Source organism: Pseudomonas sp. Z18(2022), from assembly GCF_036346535.1.
Lineage (GTDB): Bacteria > Pseudomonadota > Gammaproteobacteria > Pseudomonadales > Pseudomonadaceae > Aquipseudomonas > Aquipseudomonas yamanorum_A.
The window spans coordinates 40,338-55,876 of the sequence record NZ_JAOTOA010000023.1; the positions used below are offsets into that span (position 1 = coordinate 40,338).

Annotated in this window: 13 protein-coding genes; 6 read left to right on the forward strand and 7 right to left on the reverse strand. The window is 62.3% G+C overall.

The annotated features are described in order from the left end of the window. Positions 1-26 precede the first annotated feature (26 nt). Together V3W39_RS28620 and V3W39_RS28625 are read right to left on the reverse strand one after the other, a co-directional pair. Complete coding sequence (locus V3W39_RS28620) at positions 27-3,374, reverse strand: hypothetical protein (protein ID WP_177077471.1); 3,348 nt, start codon at positions 3,372-3,374, stop codon at positions 27-29. A 94-nt stretch (positions 3,375-3,468) separates the two neighbouring features. Then, entirely contained in the window at positions 3,469-4,617 is a 1,149-nt protein-coding gene (locus V3W39_RS28625; protein ID WP_330213808.1) for a MalY/PatB family protein, read from the reverse strand. A gap of 147 nt (positions 4,618-4,764) precedes the next feature. Here V3W39_RS28625 and V3W39_RS28630 point away from each other — a divergent pair, with 147 nt between their 5' ends. Together V3W39_RS28630 and V3W39_RS28635 are read left to right on the forward strand one after the other, a co-directional pair. After that, positions 4,765-7,020 (forward strand): Orn/Lys/Arg decarboxylase N-terminal domain-containing protein, encoded by a 2,256-nt coding sequence (locus tag V3W39_RS28630; RefSeq protein ID WP_177048921.1) that lies wholly within the window; start codon positions 4,765-4,767, stop codon positions 7,018-7,020. Between the two features lie 20 nt (positions 7,021-7,040). Then, positions 7,041-7,610 (forward strand): GNAT family N-acetyltransferase, encoded by a 570-nt coding sequence (locus V3W39_RS28635; protein ID WP_177048930.1) that lies wholly within the window; start codon positions 7,041-7,043, stop codon positions 7,608-7,610. A gap of 108 nt (positions 7,611-7,718) precedes the next feature. Here the strand turns inward: V3W39_RS28635 and V3W39_RS28640 are convergent, their stop codons facing one another. Continuing rightward, the gene (locus tag V3W39_RS28640) at positions 7,719-8,636 is read right to left on the reverse strand and encodes a LysR substrate-binding domain-containing protein (protein ID WP_177048922.1); all 918 of its coding nucleotides are present in this window, start codon (positions 8,634-8,636) and stop codon (positions 7,719-7,721) included. A 176-nt stretch (positions 8,637-8,812) separates the two neighbouring features. Between V3W39_RS28640 and gspG the strand changes: the two genes are divergently transcribed. Then, a complete protein-coding gene (gene gspG / locus V3W39_RS28645) occupies positions 8,813-9,241 on the forward strand; it encodes a type II secretion system major pseudopilin GspG (protein ID WP_330213809.1) in 429 nt (142 codons plus the stop codon). Between the two features lie 4 nt (positions 9,242-9,245). On the opposite strand, the gene V3W39_RS28650 is transcribed toward gspG, so the two are convergent. Then, positions 9,246-9,482 carry a hypothetical protein gene (locus tag V3W39_RS28650; protein WP_010171188.1) on the reverse strand — a complete coding sequence of 79 codons (237 nt, stop codon included), beginning with the start codon at positions 9,480-9,482 and terminating at the stop codon, positions 9,246-9,248. 228 nt (positions 9,483-9,710) lie between these two features. Here V3W39_RS28650 and V3W39_RS28655 point away from each other — a divergent pair, with 228 nt between their 5' ends. Continuing rightward, positions 9,711-10,268, forward strand: a complete 558-nt coding sequence (locus V3W39_RS28655) for an NADPH-dependent FMN reductase (RefSeq protein WP_177048924.1) — start codon at positions 9,711-9,713, stop codon at positions 10,266-10,268. Between the two features lie 142 nt (positions 10,269-10,410). Here the strand turns inward: V3W39_RS28655 and V3W39_RS28660 are convergent, their stop codons facing one another. Then, positions 10,411-11,040: an FMN-dependent NADH-azoreductase gene (locus tag V3W39_RS28660; protein ID WP_177048925.1), complete on the reverse strand. Its 630-nt coding sequence runs from the start codon at positions 11,038-11,040 to the stop codon at positions 10,411-10,413. A gap of 100 nt (positions 11,041-11,140) precedes the next feature. On the opposite strand from V3W39_RS28660, the gene V3W39_RS28665 reads away from it, so the two are divergent. Further along, the gene (locus V3W39_RS28665) at positions 11,141-11,995 is read left to right on the forward strand and encodes a LysR family transcriptional regulator (protein WP_177048926.1); all 855 of its coding nucleotides are present in this window, start codon (positions 11,141-11,143) and stop codon (positions 11,993-11,995) included. Here V3W39_RS28665 and poxB read toward each other — a convergent pair. Further along, positions 11,992-13,716, reverse strand: coding sequence for a ubiquinone-dependent pyruvate dehydrogenase (poxB, locus tag V3W39_RS28670; RefSeq protein WP_010171185.1), 1,725 nt, complete (start codon positions 13,714-13,716; stop codon positions 11,992-11,994). The two genes, V3W39_RS28665 and poxB, sit on opposite strands and share 4 nt — an antisense overlap. Before the next feature lie 78 nt (positions 13,717-13,794). Next, entirely contained in the window at positions 13,795-15,027 is a 1,233-nt protein-coding gene (locus V3W39_RS28675) for an NADH:flavin oxidoreductase/NADH oxidase family protein (protein ID WP_177048927.1), read from the reverse strand. 69 nt (positions 15,028-15,096) lie between these two features. Here V3W39_RS28675 and V3W39_RS28680 point away from each other — a divergent pair, with 69 nt between their 5' ends. Continuing rightward, on the forward strand, positions 15,097-15,519 hold the full coding sequence (locus V3W39_RS28680) for a MerR family transcriptional regulator (protein WP_177048928.1): 423 nt from the start codon (positions 15,097-15,099) through the stop codon (positions 15,517-15,519). Positions 15,520-15,539 lie beyond the last annotated feature (20 nt).

A 15,539-nucleotide genomic window follows, 5' to 3' on the forward strand; every position in this document is an offset into this window, starting at 1 on the left:
CAGCTCCCACACTGATTTGTGTAGATTTAGTTGAGTCGAGGTCCGCCTCCCGATGGCCGGGACCCAGGCTTCTCACCCGAAGCATCCGGCAGTTCCTTGGGCGTTTCGCTCGGGTCCTTGTAGTCCTTGTGCAAATCCCCATCCAGCCGGTTGCTCGACGAGCCGCCGCTTTGTGGCGTGGCGTCAAAGTGCTCCCACTCCGATTGCTGGAAGCGGAACAGGCTGTCATCGGTCGGCGTGTCGCGGCCGTGGTAGTGGTGGATTTCGTAGTGGGCGTATTCGACCTTGTCGGCCCAGTTGTCCTGCAGCAAACCGTCGCCGGCCAGGTCGCGGTACCAGTCGTTTTCCTTCTCGGTAGCCTTCTGTTTTTTGTTGTGGTCGACGAAGTAGCCGATGATCCCGCCCACCACTGCCAACACCACGCCCACCAGGAACAGCGGCCCGGTCAGCGCCGCCGCCGTGCCTGCGCCAAACAGCGCCGCCGCGCCCAATACCCCGGCCGATGCGCCGAACGCACCGCCCGCCACCTGCAAGCCACCGGCGGCCTGAGCCAACGGGTCTTTGCTGTCCACGCCGCTTTTGATCGCCAGCGCGCCGAGCACGATGTCGGCAAAACCACCGGCGATATCGGTAGCCGGGCCCAGCACCTTGATTACGGAACCGGCGATTTTTGCCGATTGTGAGGCGCCCAGCTTGGCCGCGCCGGCTGCCTTGAGGCCGTCGTCCAGGTGGGTGGCGAGACCTTCGGTGGCTTCGGTCACCGCCTTGTCGCCTTCGCCAAATAACTTGGCAACACCGTCGTACTGGCTGTCGGGCACCGCATCCAGGGCTGCGGCAATTTCCTTGCTGACCTTTGAGTCGATCTCGGTAGGCTTGCTGAAGTCGATGACCTTGCCCGCCGCGCCTTCCTTGCCCCAGATTTCCGGCAGGGTCTTGTCCAGGCCGAGGAAGTCCACCAGGCCGCCCTTGCCCAGGGCTTCGCCGATCTTGTCGCCGAGCTTGACGAAGTGGCTCGCGCCGCCGGCAAAACTCAGGAAGTCCTTGGCGATGGTCATGCGCTGGGCCGGGGTTTCGCCGAGCTTGCCGCCTTTGCCCACCAGTTGGTAGATCCCCGAGAACAGGCTGACGCCGGCGCCCATCGAGCCGAGGATGCCTTTGCTGTTGAGGGTGTTGAACACCTCGCCGAGCATGCCGCGATCCGCCACCGGGATATACGGTTTGCTCAGGGCGGTTTTCACATCGGCTTCGCTGATGGTGCCGCTGTTCTTGTAGACGTCGCCGAGTTCTTCCAGTGCCTTGGTCACGGCCGAGGATTTCTCCTTGCCCTCCAAACCTTCGTTGAGGAATTTCTCCAGCACTTCCTGGCTGCGTCGTGGCAGGTCCAGCAGGTTGCCCTTGAGCACGCCCTTGAGCAGGCCGAACAGGTCCTTGGTGGCCAGTTCCTTGTTTTCGTCGGAGATCTTGCTCGGGTCCGACAGGATCTCGTTGAGGTCGGTGGTCAGCCCGTCGGCCTGGATATTCTGCGCGGCCTTGGTGGCGGCCTCCGGGTCGAACAGCGACAGCGAGGTGAGGGTATTGCTCAGGTCCTGCTGGGCTTCGTGGCTCTTGCCCTGTTTTTGCAGGTCCTTGAGGTAGAGCACGTAGTCGGGGTTGCTGGTCAGGTCGAGGAGCTTCTGCTTGATCTCGTCCTTGTTGGGCAAGTGGCTGATGGCGTCGTCCATCTTGGTCTTGTAGTCGGCCTGCACCGTCGGGTCTTTGAACAGTTCGCCGATCTGCTCCTGCACCGCCTTGCCGTCGATGATGTCGTGCATGTCGGCGGAGGTGAGCTCGGTCTGTTTGTCATCGAACTCGCGCCAGGTGGTGTTGAACGGGCGCTTGGATTCTTCATAGCCGGTGATGCCGTGCCCGTTCTGGTAGGCGGCCTGGGCTTCCAGGGCACGCACAAGCTTGGCTCGCGGGTCGTCCTTGGGAATCGAGCCGTCCTTGACGCCGGCGCGGTAGGTGTCGATCAGCTCGGTGGTGGCCAGCTCGCTGACGCTCTGGGTCGGCGATTTGTCGTCGTCCTTGTCGGCGTGCACGCCGGTGTCGAGGTTGAGCACGTCCAGTTCGTCGTTGCTCGGCAGGTTGTACTTGGCGCGGGTCTCATCCACCGTGCCGGCGCTCCAGGCCTCCCATTTGGCGACCACTTCATCGTAGAGCTGCGGGCTGAGTTCCTTGGAGACGATGACCTTGCCTTCGCTGGTTTCATAGCGGATCAGGCCGTCTCCCAGCTCGTCGGGGGAGCCGAAGGTGATGTCGGTGTTTTTCAGGAAATCATTCGGCCCGGCCAGCTTGTAGCCGGCGTCTTCACTGGAGTGGATCTTGCTCCAGGTATCCTGGGCGGTGGCCACGCTCTTGAACAGTTCCGGGCTGACATCGGCCGACACCACGACCTTGGTGCCGTCGTGGGTTTCATAGGTCAGCACGTTGCCTTGCTGGCCTTCGATCCAGCCGAAGCCTTTGTAGTCATTCAGTTCCGGTGGCTGGGTGTTGGCGTCTGCCAGTGTGGAGCCGTCGTTGAGGGCGGATTCCACGGCGGCCTTTTTGTCGGGGTTGGTGTAGACCTCGTGCAGGCCTGCCAGGTAGTCGAACAGCTTGGGGTTGTCGTCCCGGGCCACGACCATTTTCTGGCCGTTGCTTTCAAAGCGGATCAGGCCCGGGCCGACTTCATCCTTGGGGCCCACGGTGGTGCCGGCGTAGGGCGGCCACACTTCGTTGTCGCCGGCGCGCTTGTAGCCGGCGTCTTCGCTGGTGGCAAGGCCCGTGAAGCTTTCATAGGCTTCCTTGGCCTTCTGGAACGCCTCGGGGTTGTCGCGCTGGCTGATGACGAACTTGTTGCCGTCCTGGGTTTCGTAGCGAATCACACCCGGGCCGGTTTCGTCGGGTGGGCCGAGGGACTTGTAGTCGCCGAGTTTTTCCGGGGCCGTGGCGTCGCCGCCCAGGCGCTGGTAGCCGGCGGCTTCGCTGGCGTTGACGCCGGAGAGTGCCTTGAAGTCGGCGCTGACTTGCTTGAACAGCTCGGGGCTGTCTTTTTCGCTGACGATGACTTTCTTGCCGTCCTGGGTTTCATAACGAATCAGGCCGGGGCCCACTTCGTCCGCCGGGCCGATGGCCTTGTAGTCGCCCAGGGTGGTGGGCGGCGCGGCGTCCTTGGCGGCCAGTTCATAGCCTTGTTCCTGGCTGGCAGCGAGCCCCTGCGCGGTCTTGTCGCCGGCCTCGACCTTCTTGTTATTGGCGCTGTTCTTGAGCAGCGCATGGAACGCCGCGCCGGACTTGGGCGGCGTGAGAGGAAGGGCTTTGGGGTCGGTCGAGCGGTTGAGCGGCTGGGTCGTCATGCCATGGAACTCCTGCTGTTACCGGTGGGACGAATCGGCAAAAACAGTAACAGCAGGGGTTCGGCGGTCGTTGCGAAAAGTTGTGAATTGCGCCTTAACGGTGACGCAGGCTGCGTTCCAGGCGGGCAATGCCTTCTTCCAGCATGGCCCGTGGGCAGCCGAAGTTCAGGCGCACGAACTGCTGGCTGTCATCGCCGAATTCAATCCCGGCGCTCAGGCCGACCTTGGCCTGTTCCAGGAAGAACTGTTGCGGGTCGTCCAGGCCCAGGGCGCTGCAATCCAGCCAGGCCAGGTAGGTGCCTTGGGGCGCATGCATCACTACGCCGGGCAGGCGGGTTTGCACGGCGTTCAACAGGTAATCGCGGTTGGCTTGCAGGTAGGCCACCAGCGCTTGCAGCCAGTCGCCGCAGTCGCTGTAGGCCGCGCGGGTGGCTTCCAGGCCCAGGGGGCTGACGCTGTCGACCATGCCGCAACGGGCGTGGTTGAAGCGCTCGCGGATCTCCGGGTTCTGTATCACTGCAAAGCAGGTCTTCAGCCCGGCGACGTTATAGGCCTTGCTCGCCGACATCAGGGTGATGGTGCGCTGGGCGATCTCGGGGCTGAGGCTGGCGGTGGGGATATGCCGGCGGCCGTCAAAGCACAGCTCGGCGTGGATCTCATCCGAGACGATCAGTGCGCCCCGGTCCAGGCAGGCGGTGGCCACGGCCAGCAGTTCTTCACGAGGGAAGACCTTGCCCATCGGGTTGTGGGGGTTGCTCAACAGCAGCGCGCCGGCGCCTTTGAGTGCCTCACGCATTGCGGGCAACGGCGTGAGGTACTCGCCCTCGGCGCTCAGTTCAAACGGCACTTCGATCTTCGGCAGGTTCCAGTGGCCGGGGGCCAGGCGGATCGGGCGATAGTTGGGGGTTTGCAACACCACCGGTTGCCCAGGCTGCACAAACGCATGCAAGGCCATGTTGAAACCCGGCTCGACACCCGGCAAGAACAGCAGCTCATCCGGCTGCACGCGCCAGGCGTACTTGGCCCACAGGTCGGCGACGATCGCTTCGCGCACGCCATCGCAGGCCACGCTGTAGCCGAGGATCTGCTGGCCGAGGCGCTGTTGCAGCGCCTGCAGCACGGCCGGTGGCGCGGCGATGTCCATGTCGGCAATCCACATCGGCAGAACGTCTTGCGGGTAACGACTCCACTTGGTGCTGCCGGTGCCGAGGCGGGAGTGGATCGTGTCGAAATCAAAGCTCATGGGTGGCTCGTGTCAGGGAGGCGGGCGTGGAAATGGCGCTGATTCTAGCGCCATTAATTTTATAGGCCAGCATTTGCGTATCTTCATTCGCCACATCGGCCCCAAGCTTCTACCCTGAAGGCATAGCCCTCAGGACGCCCAGTGCTCATGTACAAAGACCTGAAGTTCCCGGTTCTGATCGTACACCGCGACATCAAGGCCGACACCGTTGCCGGCGACCGCGTCCGGGGCATCGCCCGGGAGCTGGAACAGGAGGGCTTCAGTATCTTTTCGGCGGTGGACTACGCCGAGGGCCGCCTGGTGGCATCGACCCATCACGGCCTGGCCTGCATGCTGATTGCCGCCGAGGGGGCCGGGGAAAATACCCACCTGATGCAAAACATGGTGGAGCTGATCCGCCTGGCGCGGGTACGGGCACCGAACCTGCCGATCTTTGCCCTCGGTGAGCAAGTCACCCTGGAAAACGCCCCGGCCGACGCCATGAGCGAACTCAACCAGTTGCGGGGGATTCTCTACCTGTTTGAAGACACCGTGCCGTTTCTCGCCCGGCAAGTGGCCCGGGCGGCGCGGGCTTATCTGGATGGCCTGTTGCCGCCATTCTTCAAGGCGCTGGTGCAGCACACGGCAGACTCCAATTACTCCTGGCACACACCCGGCCACGGCGGTGGCGTGGCCTATCGCAAGAGCCCGGTGGGGCAGGCGTTTCATCAGTTCTTCGGGGAAAACACCCTGCGCTCGGACTTGTCGGTGTCGGTGCCGGAGTTGGGTTCGCTGCTGGACCACACCGGGCCGCTGGCCGAGGCCGAAGCCCGGGCGGCGCGCAACTTCGGCGCCGATCACACCTACTTTGTGATCAATGGCACCTCCACCGCCAACAAGATCGTCTGGCATTCGATGGTGGGCCGCGACGACCTGGTGCTGGTGGACCGCAACTGCCACAAGTCGGTGTTGCACTCGATCATCATGACCGGCGCGATCCCGCTGTACCTGTGCCCGGAGCGCAATGAACTGGGGATTATCGGGCCGATTCCCCTGAGCGAGTTCAGCCCCGAGTCGATCCGCGCCAAGATCGACGCCAGCCCGCTGACCCGTGGCCGGCCAGCCAGGGTCAAGCTGGCGGTGGTGACCAATTCCACCTACGACGGCCTGTGCTACAACGCCGAACTGATCAAGCAGCAACTGGGCAACAGCGTCGAGGTGCTGCACTTCGACGAAGCCTGGTACGCCTACGCGGCGTTTCATGAGTTCTTTGCCGGGCGCTACGGCATGGGCACCTCGCGCACGCCCGACAGCCCCCTGGTGTTCACCACGCACTCCACGCACAAGTTGCTGGCGGCGTTCAGCCAGGCCTCGATGATCCACGTGCAGGACGGCGGCGTGCGCAAGCTGGACCGTGACCGCTTCAACGAAGCCTTCATGATGCATATTTCCACCTCGCCGCAGTACAGCATCATCGCCTCCCTGGACGTGGCATCGGCCATGATGGAAGGCCCGGCGGGGCGTTCGTTGCTGCAAGAGATGTTTGACGAAGCCCTGAGCTTTCGTCGCGCCCTGGCCAACCTGCGCCAGCACATTGCCGCCGAAGACTGGTGGTTTTCCATCTGGCAGCCGCCGCTGGTGGCGGGCATCGACCGGGTGGTGACGGCGGACTGGCTGCTGCAACCCGAGGCGGACTGGCATGGCTTTGGCGATATTGCCGAAGACTATGTGCTGCTGGACCCGATAAAAGTCACCCTGGTAATGCCAGGCCTGAACGCTGGCGGGGCCTTGAGCGAGTGCGGAATCCCCGCTGCGGTTGTCAGTAAATTCCTCTGGGAACGTGGGCTGGTGGTGGAAAAGACCGGGCTGTATTCGTTCCTCGTGCTGTTTTCCATGGGCATCACCAAGGGCAAGTGGAGTACCCTGCTCACCGAATTACTGGAATTCAAGCGCAGTTATGACGCCAACGTAAGCCTCGCCAGCTGTTTGCCATCGGTGTTTGCGCAGGGGCCGGCGCGGTATCAGGGCCTGGGGTTGAAGGATCTGTGCGATCAGTTGCACGGCTGCTATCGCAGCAATGCCACGGCCAAGCACCTCAAGCGGATGTACACGGTTTTACCGGAAATCGCCATGAAACCGGCGGATGCCTACGACCTGTTGGTCAAGGGCGAAGTCGAGGCGGTGTCCATCGACGCTTTGCCGGGACGTATCGCAGCGGTCATGCTGGTGCCTTATCCGCCGGGCATTCCGTTGATCATGCCGGGGGAGCGGTTTACCGAGTCGACTCGCTCGATCATTGATTACCTGGCGTTTGCCAGGACGTTCGATAGCAGTTTCCCCGGCTTTGTCGCGGATGTGCATGGACTGCAACATGAAGATGACGGCAAGGGTCGTTGTTACACCGTCGACTGCATCAAGGGTTAAGAATGTTTATGCAAGCTGTGATGAACCCGAAGTACCCGGGCCTCAGTGTCCGGGTGGCGGACGAGGGATTTGACGCCTACGTGTGGGGTAACGACTTCAGTTTTGAGGTCGACGCCTACGGTGTGCCGGAAATGGGCAAGCGCGTCGATCAGTGGGCGGTGGAGCGGATCGTGCCTTACCGCAAATGCTACGGCATCGACCCCGAGGAATTCGCCAGCTTTCGCGACGTGCCAGACAGCGCGGTGTTCATGGCGTACCTGGATGACCGGCCCGTGGGGCATATCGTGGTCAGCACCAACTGGAACGGCTTTGCCCATGTGGATGAACTGGCGGTGGTACTGCCGGCGCGGCGCCACGGGGTGGCCAAGGCGTTGCTGGACGTGGCGCAGTTCTGGAGTCGCAAGAAGAACCTGCCGGGGATGATGCTCGAAACCCAGAACAACAACCTCGGTGCTTGCCGGTTGTATGAGCGTTGCGGGTACGTGATGGGCGGGATCGACCACCTGCGCTATCGCGGGATTGATCCGCAGACGCGCGAAGTGGCGATTTTCTGGTATCGGTTATTCAAGTCAGAACTGGAAGTGGTCTGAAGCCGGGCGCTGATTAACTGTGGGAGCTGGCTTGCCTGCGATAGCATCACCTCAGTGTTATTGATACACCGCGGTGTCCGCATCGCAGGCAAGCCAGCTCCCACATTTTTATCTCTGTTGGTCAGGAGAGAGTGTGTTGGTCAGCAGGCTTTCGGCCTTCTCGGTGACAATCTCCAGCAGAGCATTCAAGGCGGGCGATGCCTCGCTGCCTTTCAGCGTCAACGCATACAAAGTCACCACCATCGGCGGTGACAACGGGCAGGCATCCAGCCCGGCTTCCCGTGCACCCGTGGCGGTGAATGGGTCGACAATCGCCAGGCCTTCTCCGGCTTCAACCATGCTGCGCATCATCTGGTAGGTCTGCACCCGCGTCTGCACCACCGGCAACGGGCGCAGGGCTTGCAGCTTGCTGTCCAGCAGGCGGCTCAGCGGGTCCTGGCCTTCGAGCCCGATCATCGACTGCCCGGCCAGCTCCTGCAGCGCAATGTACTTCTGCCGAGGTTTCAGCCAGCCATGGGGCGCAAGCAATTGCAGCTTGCCGTGGGCCAGCGGGGTGCTGTGGATTTGCGGGTGTTCCGGGTCGTGCAGGCTCAGCCCCAGGTCGGCTTCGTGCAGCAGTAGGCTCTTGACGATCTCCCGGGTGGAGTGGCTGGAAAGGTTGCACGGCGTGTCTTGAAAGCGTCGGCGCAGCACGGCGATCGCCTGGGGCAACAACTGGTTGGCCAGCGGCGGGGTGCACAGGGCGCGCAAGGGCGGGGCATGGTGGTGTTTCAGGCTACTGGCCAGGCGCTGCACCGGCTCAAGGGCGGTATAGATGTGGGCAATTTCGCCCTGCAGCTCGAGGGTTTCCCGGGTGGCCTGCAAGCGTCCGCGCACACTGGCGAACAGCATGAAACCCAGTTGCAGCTCGGCGTCCTTGAGGGTCGCGTCTACATCGGCCACAGGCAGTTGCAACCATTCGGCGGCCGTGCCGAGGTGTCCGGTCTGCAAAATGGCCTGAATCACTTCGATATGACGTAAACGCATGGCCGGAGTCTATGTTTAGTGCGATAGGGATTCAATGGCTGAATCCCGGGCGTGGAAAAAAGACCCGGCGCGGGAACGGCCCAACTAGACTTGCACGATCAAGCCTCCTGGCACCTGCAACCAACAGGTCATACAAAGGGCGTATCAACCAAGGGATCCAAGGGGGAGCCTCATCGATGTTCGGTAAAACACAGACGCGCGGGTTTTCGTTGTGGGACCTGCTGGTGGTGGTACTGGTGGTGGGTGTGCTGGCAATTGCGGTGGGGCCGCGGCTCTTTGGCGACGTGACCGAGGCGGAAATCGCCACGGCCAAGGTCCAGTTGAATACGCTGGGCAAGGCGGTGGAGCAGTTTCATCAGGATGTGGGGCGGTATCCAACGGATGACGAGGGCTTGGCGGCATTGACTGCTAAGCCTGCGGGGGAAGTGAAGTGGCGGGGGCCCTATCTCAAGGACGAAGACATGCTGACTGACCCCTGGGGCGTGGCCTATCAGTACCACTATCCTCCCAGCCAGGCCAAAATTCCTTTTGATCTGTTCTCGTTCGGCAAGGACCGAACACTGGGAGGCGTCGGCGATAATGTGGATATCGCCTATGGGGAATAAGGTCTTATGAAGCGTGGGTCGTTGCCGATTCGCGGGTGATGATGGTGCCCGACTGAATCAATCTGAATTCATCGCCGTCCAGTTTTTCTACACGATCGCCAATGGCCAGCTTGTAGGTAATGGTGGGCGCCGAGCCAGTCAGGTCGCCTTGGGGCGGGTTGGATTCCTGGAACTCATGCACCGAATAAACGCGACCTTCTGCGTCTCTGGCATGGAACTGTCCGACAAGTACTGCTGCCATCTGTTTAGAACCTCTGGAGATAAACACTCGATTTGCGGTTCTGTAGACCGTAGGAGAGCGGGGTAGTTTACCTATGGAAAAAAAATACTATTCGTTGACTTTTTCAGACATTACTTACAAGTCCGTCTGCGGTGTAAACGTCCCTGGAGATTGCAAAAACACGCTGGTGATAGCGCCGCGCAGGCTCTATAACTACAAGCTCCTTAAGTCAGAAACCGGGAAACCCCAATGAGCAAGGTCTACACGATTGCCGTACTGGTCGGCAGCTTGAGAAAAGAGTCGATCAACCGCAAGGTCGCCCTGGCATTGGCCGAGTTGGCGCCCGCCAATCTCAAGTTGAACATTGTCGAAATTGGCGATTTGCCGCTCTACAACGAGGACATCGACGGTGCTGCACCGCCGGCAGCCTACAGTACTTTCCGCCAGCACGTGCGTTCATCCGACGCGGTGCTGTTTGTGACCCCCGAATACAACCGCTCCGTGCCGGGTGTATTGAAGAATGCGATTGACGTCGGTTCACGCCCTTACGGCCAAAGTGTCTTCAGCGGCAAGCCGGGCGCGGTGATCAGTGTGTCCCCCGGTGCCATCGGCGGTTTTGGCGCCAATCACCATCTGCGCCAGTCGCTGGTGTTCCTTGATGTGCCGTGCATGCAGCAGCCGGAAGCCTACCTGGGTGGCGCGGGCAGCTTGTTTGACGAGTCGGGCAAGGTGTCGGAAAAGACCAAGCCGTTCTTGCAGGCGTTTATCGATGCCTATGGCAAGTGGGTGGAAAAACAGCACGGCTAAACCGCAATCCCGGGGTAGCAGCTGTCGAGCCCCAGCGAGGCTGCGTCGGGCGCGCCTGGCTCTTGTGCCAGGCTCGACATCAGCAGCGCGGCCAACGCAGCCTCGCTGGGGCTCGACAGCTGCTACGGGGGGGCGGCGTTAATCAGGCCAGGCGGTCGGCCAGGGCGATTGCCTGTTCGCCGGTGTGCTGGCGCGAGGCCAGGTCGACTTCGGGGCCCAGGATGGTTTTCTCAACAAACAGTGAGTGCACATCGGTTACCCCGATAAACCCCAGCCACGCATCCATATAGGGCTTCTGAAAGTCCATCGGTTGCGCCGCAGGCTCGGAAAAATCCATACCTCGTGCATACACATTCACCGCCGTCTTGTTGTGCAGCAGGCCACGCAAGCCGTGCTCGGGGCTGAATTCAAACAGCACATCTTTCTGCGATACCACGTCGATAAAATGCTTGAGCTTGTAAGGCACCGCGAAATTCCATAGCGGAACCGAGAACACCAGTACGTCAGCCTTGTGCAGGTGAGCGGCAAGGCTTTTCAGGGCGGCCCAGGCGGTCTCCTGTTCTTCGGTCAGCGGCGTGCCGCTCAGGCCGGCGTACTTGGCGTCCATCACCGGGCCGTCGAATTCCGGCAGGTCCAGGCTCCACAGGTCGAGGGTAAGTACTTCGGTGTCCGGCGCGTTCTGCTGGTAACGGGCAATAAACTGGCGGGCGATTTCCAGCGAGGCGGAACGCTGTTTGCGGGGTGAGCATTCGACGTGCAAAAGGACGGTCATGGTGGGTCTCGGCGGTAGGGGAAAGGATGCGAGCATTGCAACATAGTGGAACTTGAAATATAAATCGTGTTTTAGCGCCTGATTGATCACGAATACACATATGTTCGATGCCTTGTTACTCAAGACCTTTGTCGCGGTGGTGGACGAGGGCGGCTTCAGTCGCGCTGCCGAGCGCCTGCACCTGACCCAATCGGCGGTCAGTGGCCATTTGCGGCGCCTGGAAGAACAGGTGGGCAAGCCGCTGCTCACGCGTACCACCCGTTCGCAACAGCTGACGGCCGATGGCGAGCGCCTGATGGCCTATGCCCGGGGAATTCTGGCGCTCAACCGCGATGCCTGGGCCGAGCTGACGCGCTCGGCGTTCAGCGGCAACCTGCGTGTCGGTGTGTCGGAGGAGTTCGCCGATGCCCGGCTGCTGCGGGAGTTGCAGGTGTTGGCGGCCGACTTCCCGGGCATGCAGGTCAGCGTCCAGGTGAGTATTCCGGGCTCATTGCTGAGCCTGATGAAGCAGGGCGAGTTGGATGTAGTGATCGGTTCGCTGTGTGAGTCCAGCGAGCCTGGGCTGGCGTTATGGCAAGAGCCATTGGTGTGGGCCTGGTCGGCGCAACCGCTGGGTACATTGCCAACTCCGTTGCCCCTGGCGCTGTTTCCGGAACCCTGTCCTTACCGCGAGGCGGCGTTGACCCGTCTTGCGCAGGCCGGTATCCCCCAGCGTACGGCCATGCTGTGTACCAGCTATGCCGGCTTGCACGCCGCGGCGCTGGCGGGTTTTGCCATTGCACCGATGGCCCGCAGCCAGGTGACCCAAGGCTTGGCGGTGCTCGGCACCGAGCATGGCTTGCCGCCCTTGCCCGATGCCGAGTTTCGCCTGTTCAGTGCGCCGGATGCCGACCCGCGAGTGGTCGAGGCTATCACGGCGCTGATCGTGCGCTACGGCGCTACCCGGCGCTATTAACGCAACCAGTTGGTCCGCGCCAACTCGATCACTTCATCACCGCGCCCACTCATCACCGCCTTGAGCATGTACAGGCTGAAGCCCTTGGCCTGTTCCAGCTTGATGCTGGGCGGCATCACCAGCTCCTGGGTAGCGGTGACCACGTCCACCAGCACCGGGCCGTCGTGGGCCAGGGCGCGGCGCAGTGCCGGCTCCAGGTCTTCGGACTGCTCGACGCGAATGCCGAGGATGCCCATGGCGTTGGACATGGCGGCAAAGTCCGGGTTCTTCAGCTCGGTGCCGGTGTCCAGGTAGCCCGCGGCTTTCATCTCCATGGCGACAAAGCCCAGGGACGAGTTGTTGAACACCACGAGTTTCACCGGCAGGTTCAACTGCGCCAGGCTGATGAAGTCGCCCATCAGCATGGTGAAACCACCGTCGCCCGACATCGAAATCACCTGGCGCCCGGGAAACGCCGCTTGCGCGCCGATGGCCTGGGGCATGGCGTTGGCCATCGAACCGTGGTTGAACGAGCCGATCAACCGGCGCTTGCCATTCATTTTCAGGTAGCGCGCCGCCCACACGGTGGGTGATCCAACGTCGGCGGTGAAGATCGCGTCGTCGTCGGCCAGTTCACTCAGCAGCCGCGCAACGTATTGCGGGTGGATCGGCCGGCCGGCCTTTGACGGCTCGGCCAGGTCATCCAGGCCTTGGCGCGCTTTCTCGTAATGCTTGAGGGAGGTTTCGAGGAAGCTGCGATCCGTCTTGCGGGTCAGGCGCGGCAGCAGTGCCTGAATGGTTTCGCTGACGTCTGCGGCAATCCCCAGGTCCAGGGTGGCACGCCGGCCCAGGGCCTGCGGGTTGCGGTCGACCTGGATGATCTTCGCGTCGGTGGGGTAGAACTGGCGGTACGGGAAGTCGGTGCCGAGCATGATCAGCGTGTCGCAGTTGAGCATGGCGTGGTAACCGGAGCTGAAGCCGATCAGGCCGGTCATGCCGACGTCGAACGGGTTGTCCCACTCCACGTGCTCCTTGCCGCGCAGGGCATGCACCACGGGCGCGCCAAGGGCGTCGGCCAGGGCCACCACTTCATCGTGCGCGCCGGCACAGCCGCTGCCGCACAGCAGGGTGACTTTGCCGCTGTGTTCAAGGATATCGGTGAGGCGTTGCAGGTCTTGTTCCGCCGGCAACGTACGGGGTGCCAACAGGGCCGGCCATGGCTTGAATGTGTCTTCCACTTCCAGCAGCGACACATCCCCGGGAATCACCACCACCGCCACGCCACGGTTGAGGATCGCCGAGCGCATGGCGCGGTGCAGCACGTGGGGCATCTGTTCGGGGTTGGTCACCAGCTCGATAAAGTGGCTGCACTCCTTGAACAGCTCCTGGGGATGGGTTTCCTGGAAGTAGTTCAGGCCGATCTCGGAGGAGGGGATCTGCGCCGCGATGGCCAGCACCGGCACATGGTTGCGATGGCAGTCGAACAGCCCGTTGATCAAATGCAGGTTGCCGGGGCCACAGCTGCCGGCGCACACCGTCAGTTCGCCGGTGGCGGCCGCTTCGGCGCCCGCGGCAAACGCCGCCACTTCTTCGTGGCGCACGTGCATCCACTCGATGCTGTCCATGGTGCGCAGGGAGTCGGTCAGGCCGTTGAGGCTGTCGCCGGTCAGGCCCCAGATGCGCTTGATGCCCGCCTGTTCAAGGGTGGTCGCCAATTGCTGGGCCAGGGTGATTTTCGCCATGAAGAACTCCAATCGTCAGTGAGGGTAAAAAGCTGCTGATCAGTAGAGGACAGTTCCAAGGCGCTGAATGCTCCCCGCTCAATGTGAAGAATTGGTCATCGCGGCGCGATATTGACGGGTGCGCCGGGCGATAAACAGTTGGTCCTTGATCAGGGCCAGCAGTGGCGAAACCCCGGGTTTCGGCTGGCGGCCACGGCTCAGGCGGCGTAGCTGATAACGCACCACCGCCATGCTCGCCAGGCTGGCCAGGGGTTTGCGCTTCCAGCGGATCGGCGGCAGTTGCGGGTTGAGGTCACGGCCGGCGCGCCATTGCTTGATCAGGTGCGGCTCCAGGGTGAGGGCGGTGGCGATCCCGGCCATGGCGATGCCGCTGTCGAGTACTTGCTGCACGATGGGCAAGCGCCGGATACCGCCGGTGACCATCACCGGCATGCTGGCGACTTTCGCCAGGTCGCTGGCCATCTCGATGAAATAGGCTTCGCGGGCCAGGGTGCGTCCGTCGCGGGCTTCGCCTTGCATGGCCGGGGCTTCGTAGCTGCCGCCCGACAACTCCAGCAGGTCGATGGCCAGCGGGTTGAGCAACTCGACCACGGCGCGGGCGTCGGCGGCGTCAAACCCACCGCGCTGGAAGTCGGCGGAGTTGAGTTTCACCGCCACGCAGAAACCCGGGCTCACGGCAGCGCGCACAGCCTTGATCACCTCCAGCAGGAGCCGCGCACGGTTTTCCACGCTGGCGCCCCAGCGGTCTGTGCGCTGGTTGCTCAAGGGCGAGAGAAACTGGCTGAGCAGATAGCCGTGGGCCGCGTGGATCTGCGCCCCGTTGAAGCCGGCCTTTTCGGCGAGACGCGCGCTGGTGGCGAAGCGCGTGATGACGTCCTGGATGTCGTCCTCGGTCATTGCCTTGGGCTGGGCGAACATCTTCGAAAAGCCGCCAAGGTCGAGGGACACTGCCGAAGGCGCCAAGGCCTGCTGGCCGAGATTGGCCATGGTCTGGCGGCCCGGGTGGTTGAGCTGCACCCAGAACTGCGCACCCTTGGCCCGACCGATATTGGCCCACTGGCGAAATCTGGCCAGGTGGCGTTCGTCCTCCAGCACCACACCGCCGGGGCCGGTCATGGCGCGGCGGTCGATCATCACGTTGCCGGTCAGGATCAGGCCGGGCTCGCCTTCGGCCCAGGCTTGATACAGGCGCATCAGGGCCTCGGAAGGCGCCTGGTCGGCATCCGCCATGTTCTCTTCCATCGCCGCCTTGGCGATGCGGTTACCGATGACCTGGCCGTTGGGCAATTGCAATGCTTCAAAGGGCGACATGCTTGACTCCTCACAATGGGAGCGCTCAGGCTAAGCTTAAAGGTAACTTTAAGGTCAATGGGGTAGGCGATGAATATCGGTGAACTGGCGGAACGCAGTGGGTTGGCGGCGTCGAAGATTCGTTTTTATGAAGCCCAGGGGTTGATCCAGGTGGAGCGGCAAGGCAATGGCTATCGCCGTTATCCCACGCAGACGTTGCAGACGCTGCAATTGATCCAGGGCGCCCAGCGGGCGGGTTTCAGCTTGCAGGAGTTGAAGGCCTTGATGCCGGATGACGCACCCAGTGAGGCCAAGCGCGCCGATATCGTCTCAAGGCTGGAACGCAAAATTGCACAGATAGAAGAGCTGCAGGCCCGTATGGACGAGAGCAAGGCCGAGCTGCGTGCCGTGATCGCAACGATCCAGTCGCACCCGCAAGGCACGCCGTGCACCCAGGCGCAGGACAAAGTCTGGGCCTCGATCGAGGCGCATAAAAAAACGCCGCGCATCTGACGATACGCGGCGTTCGTTTA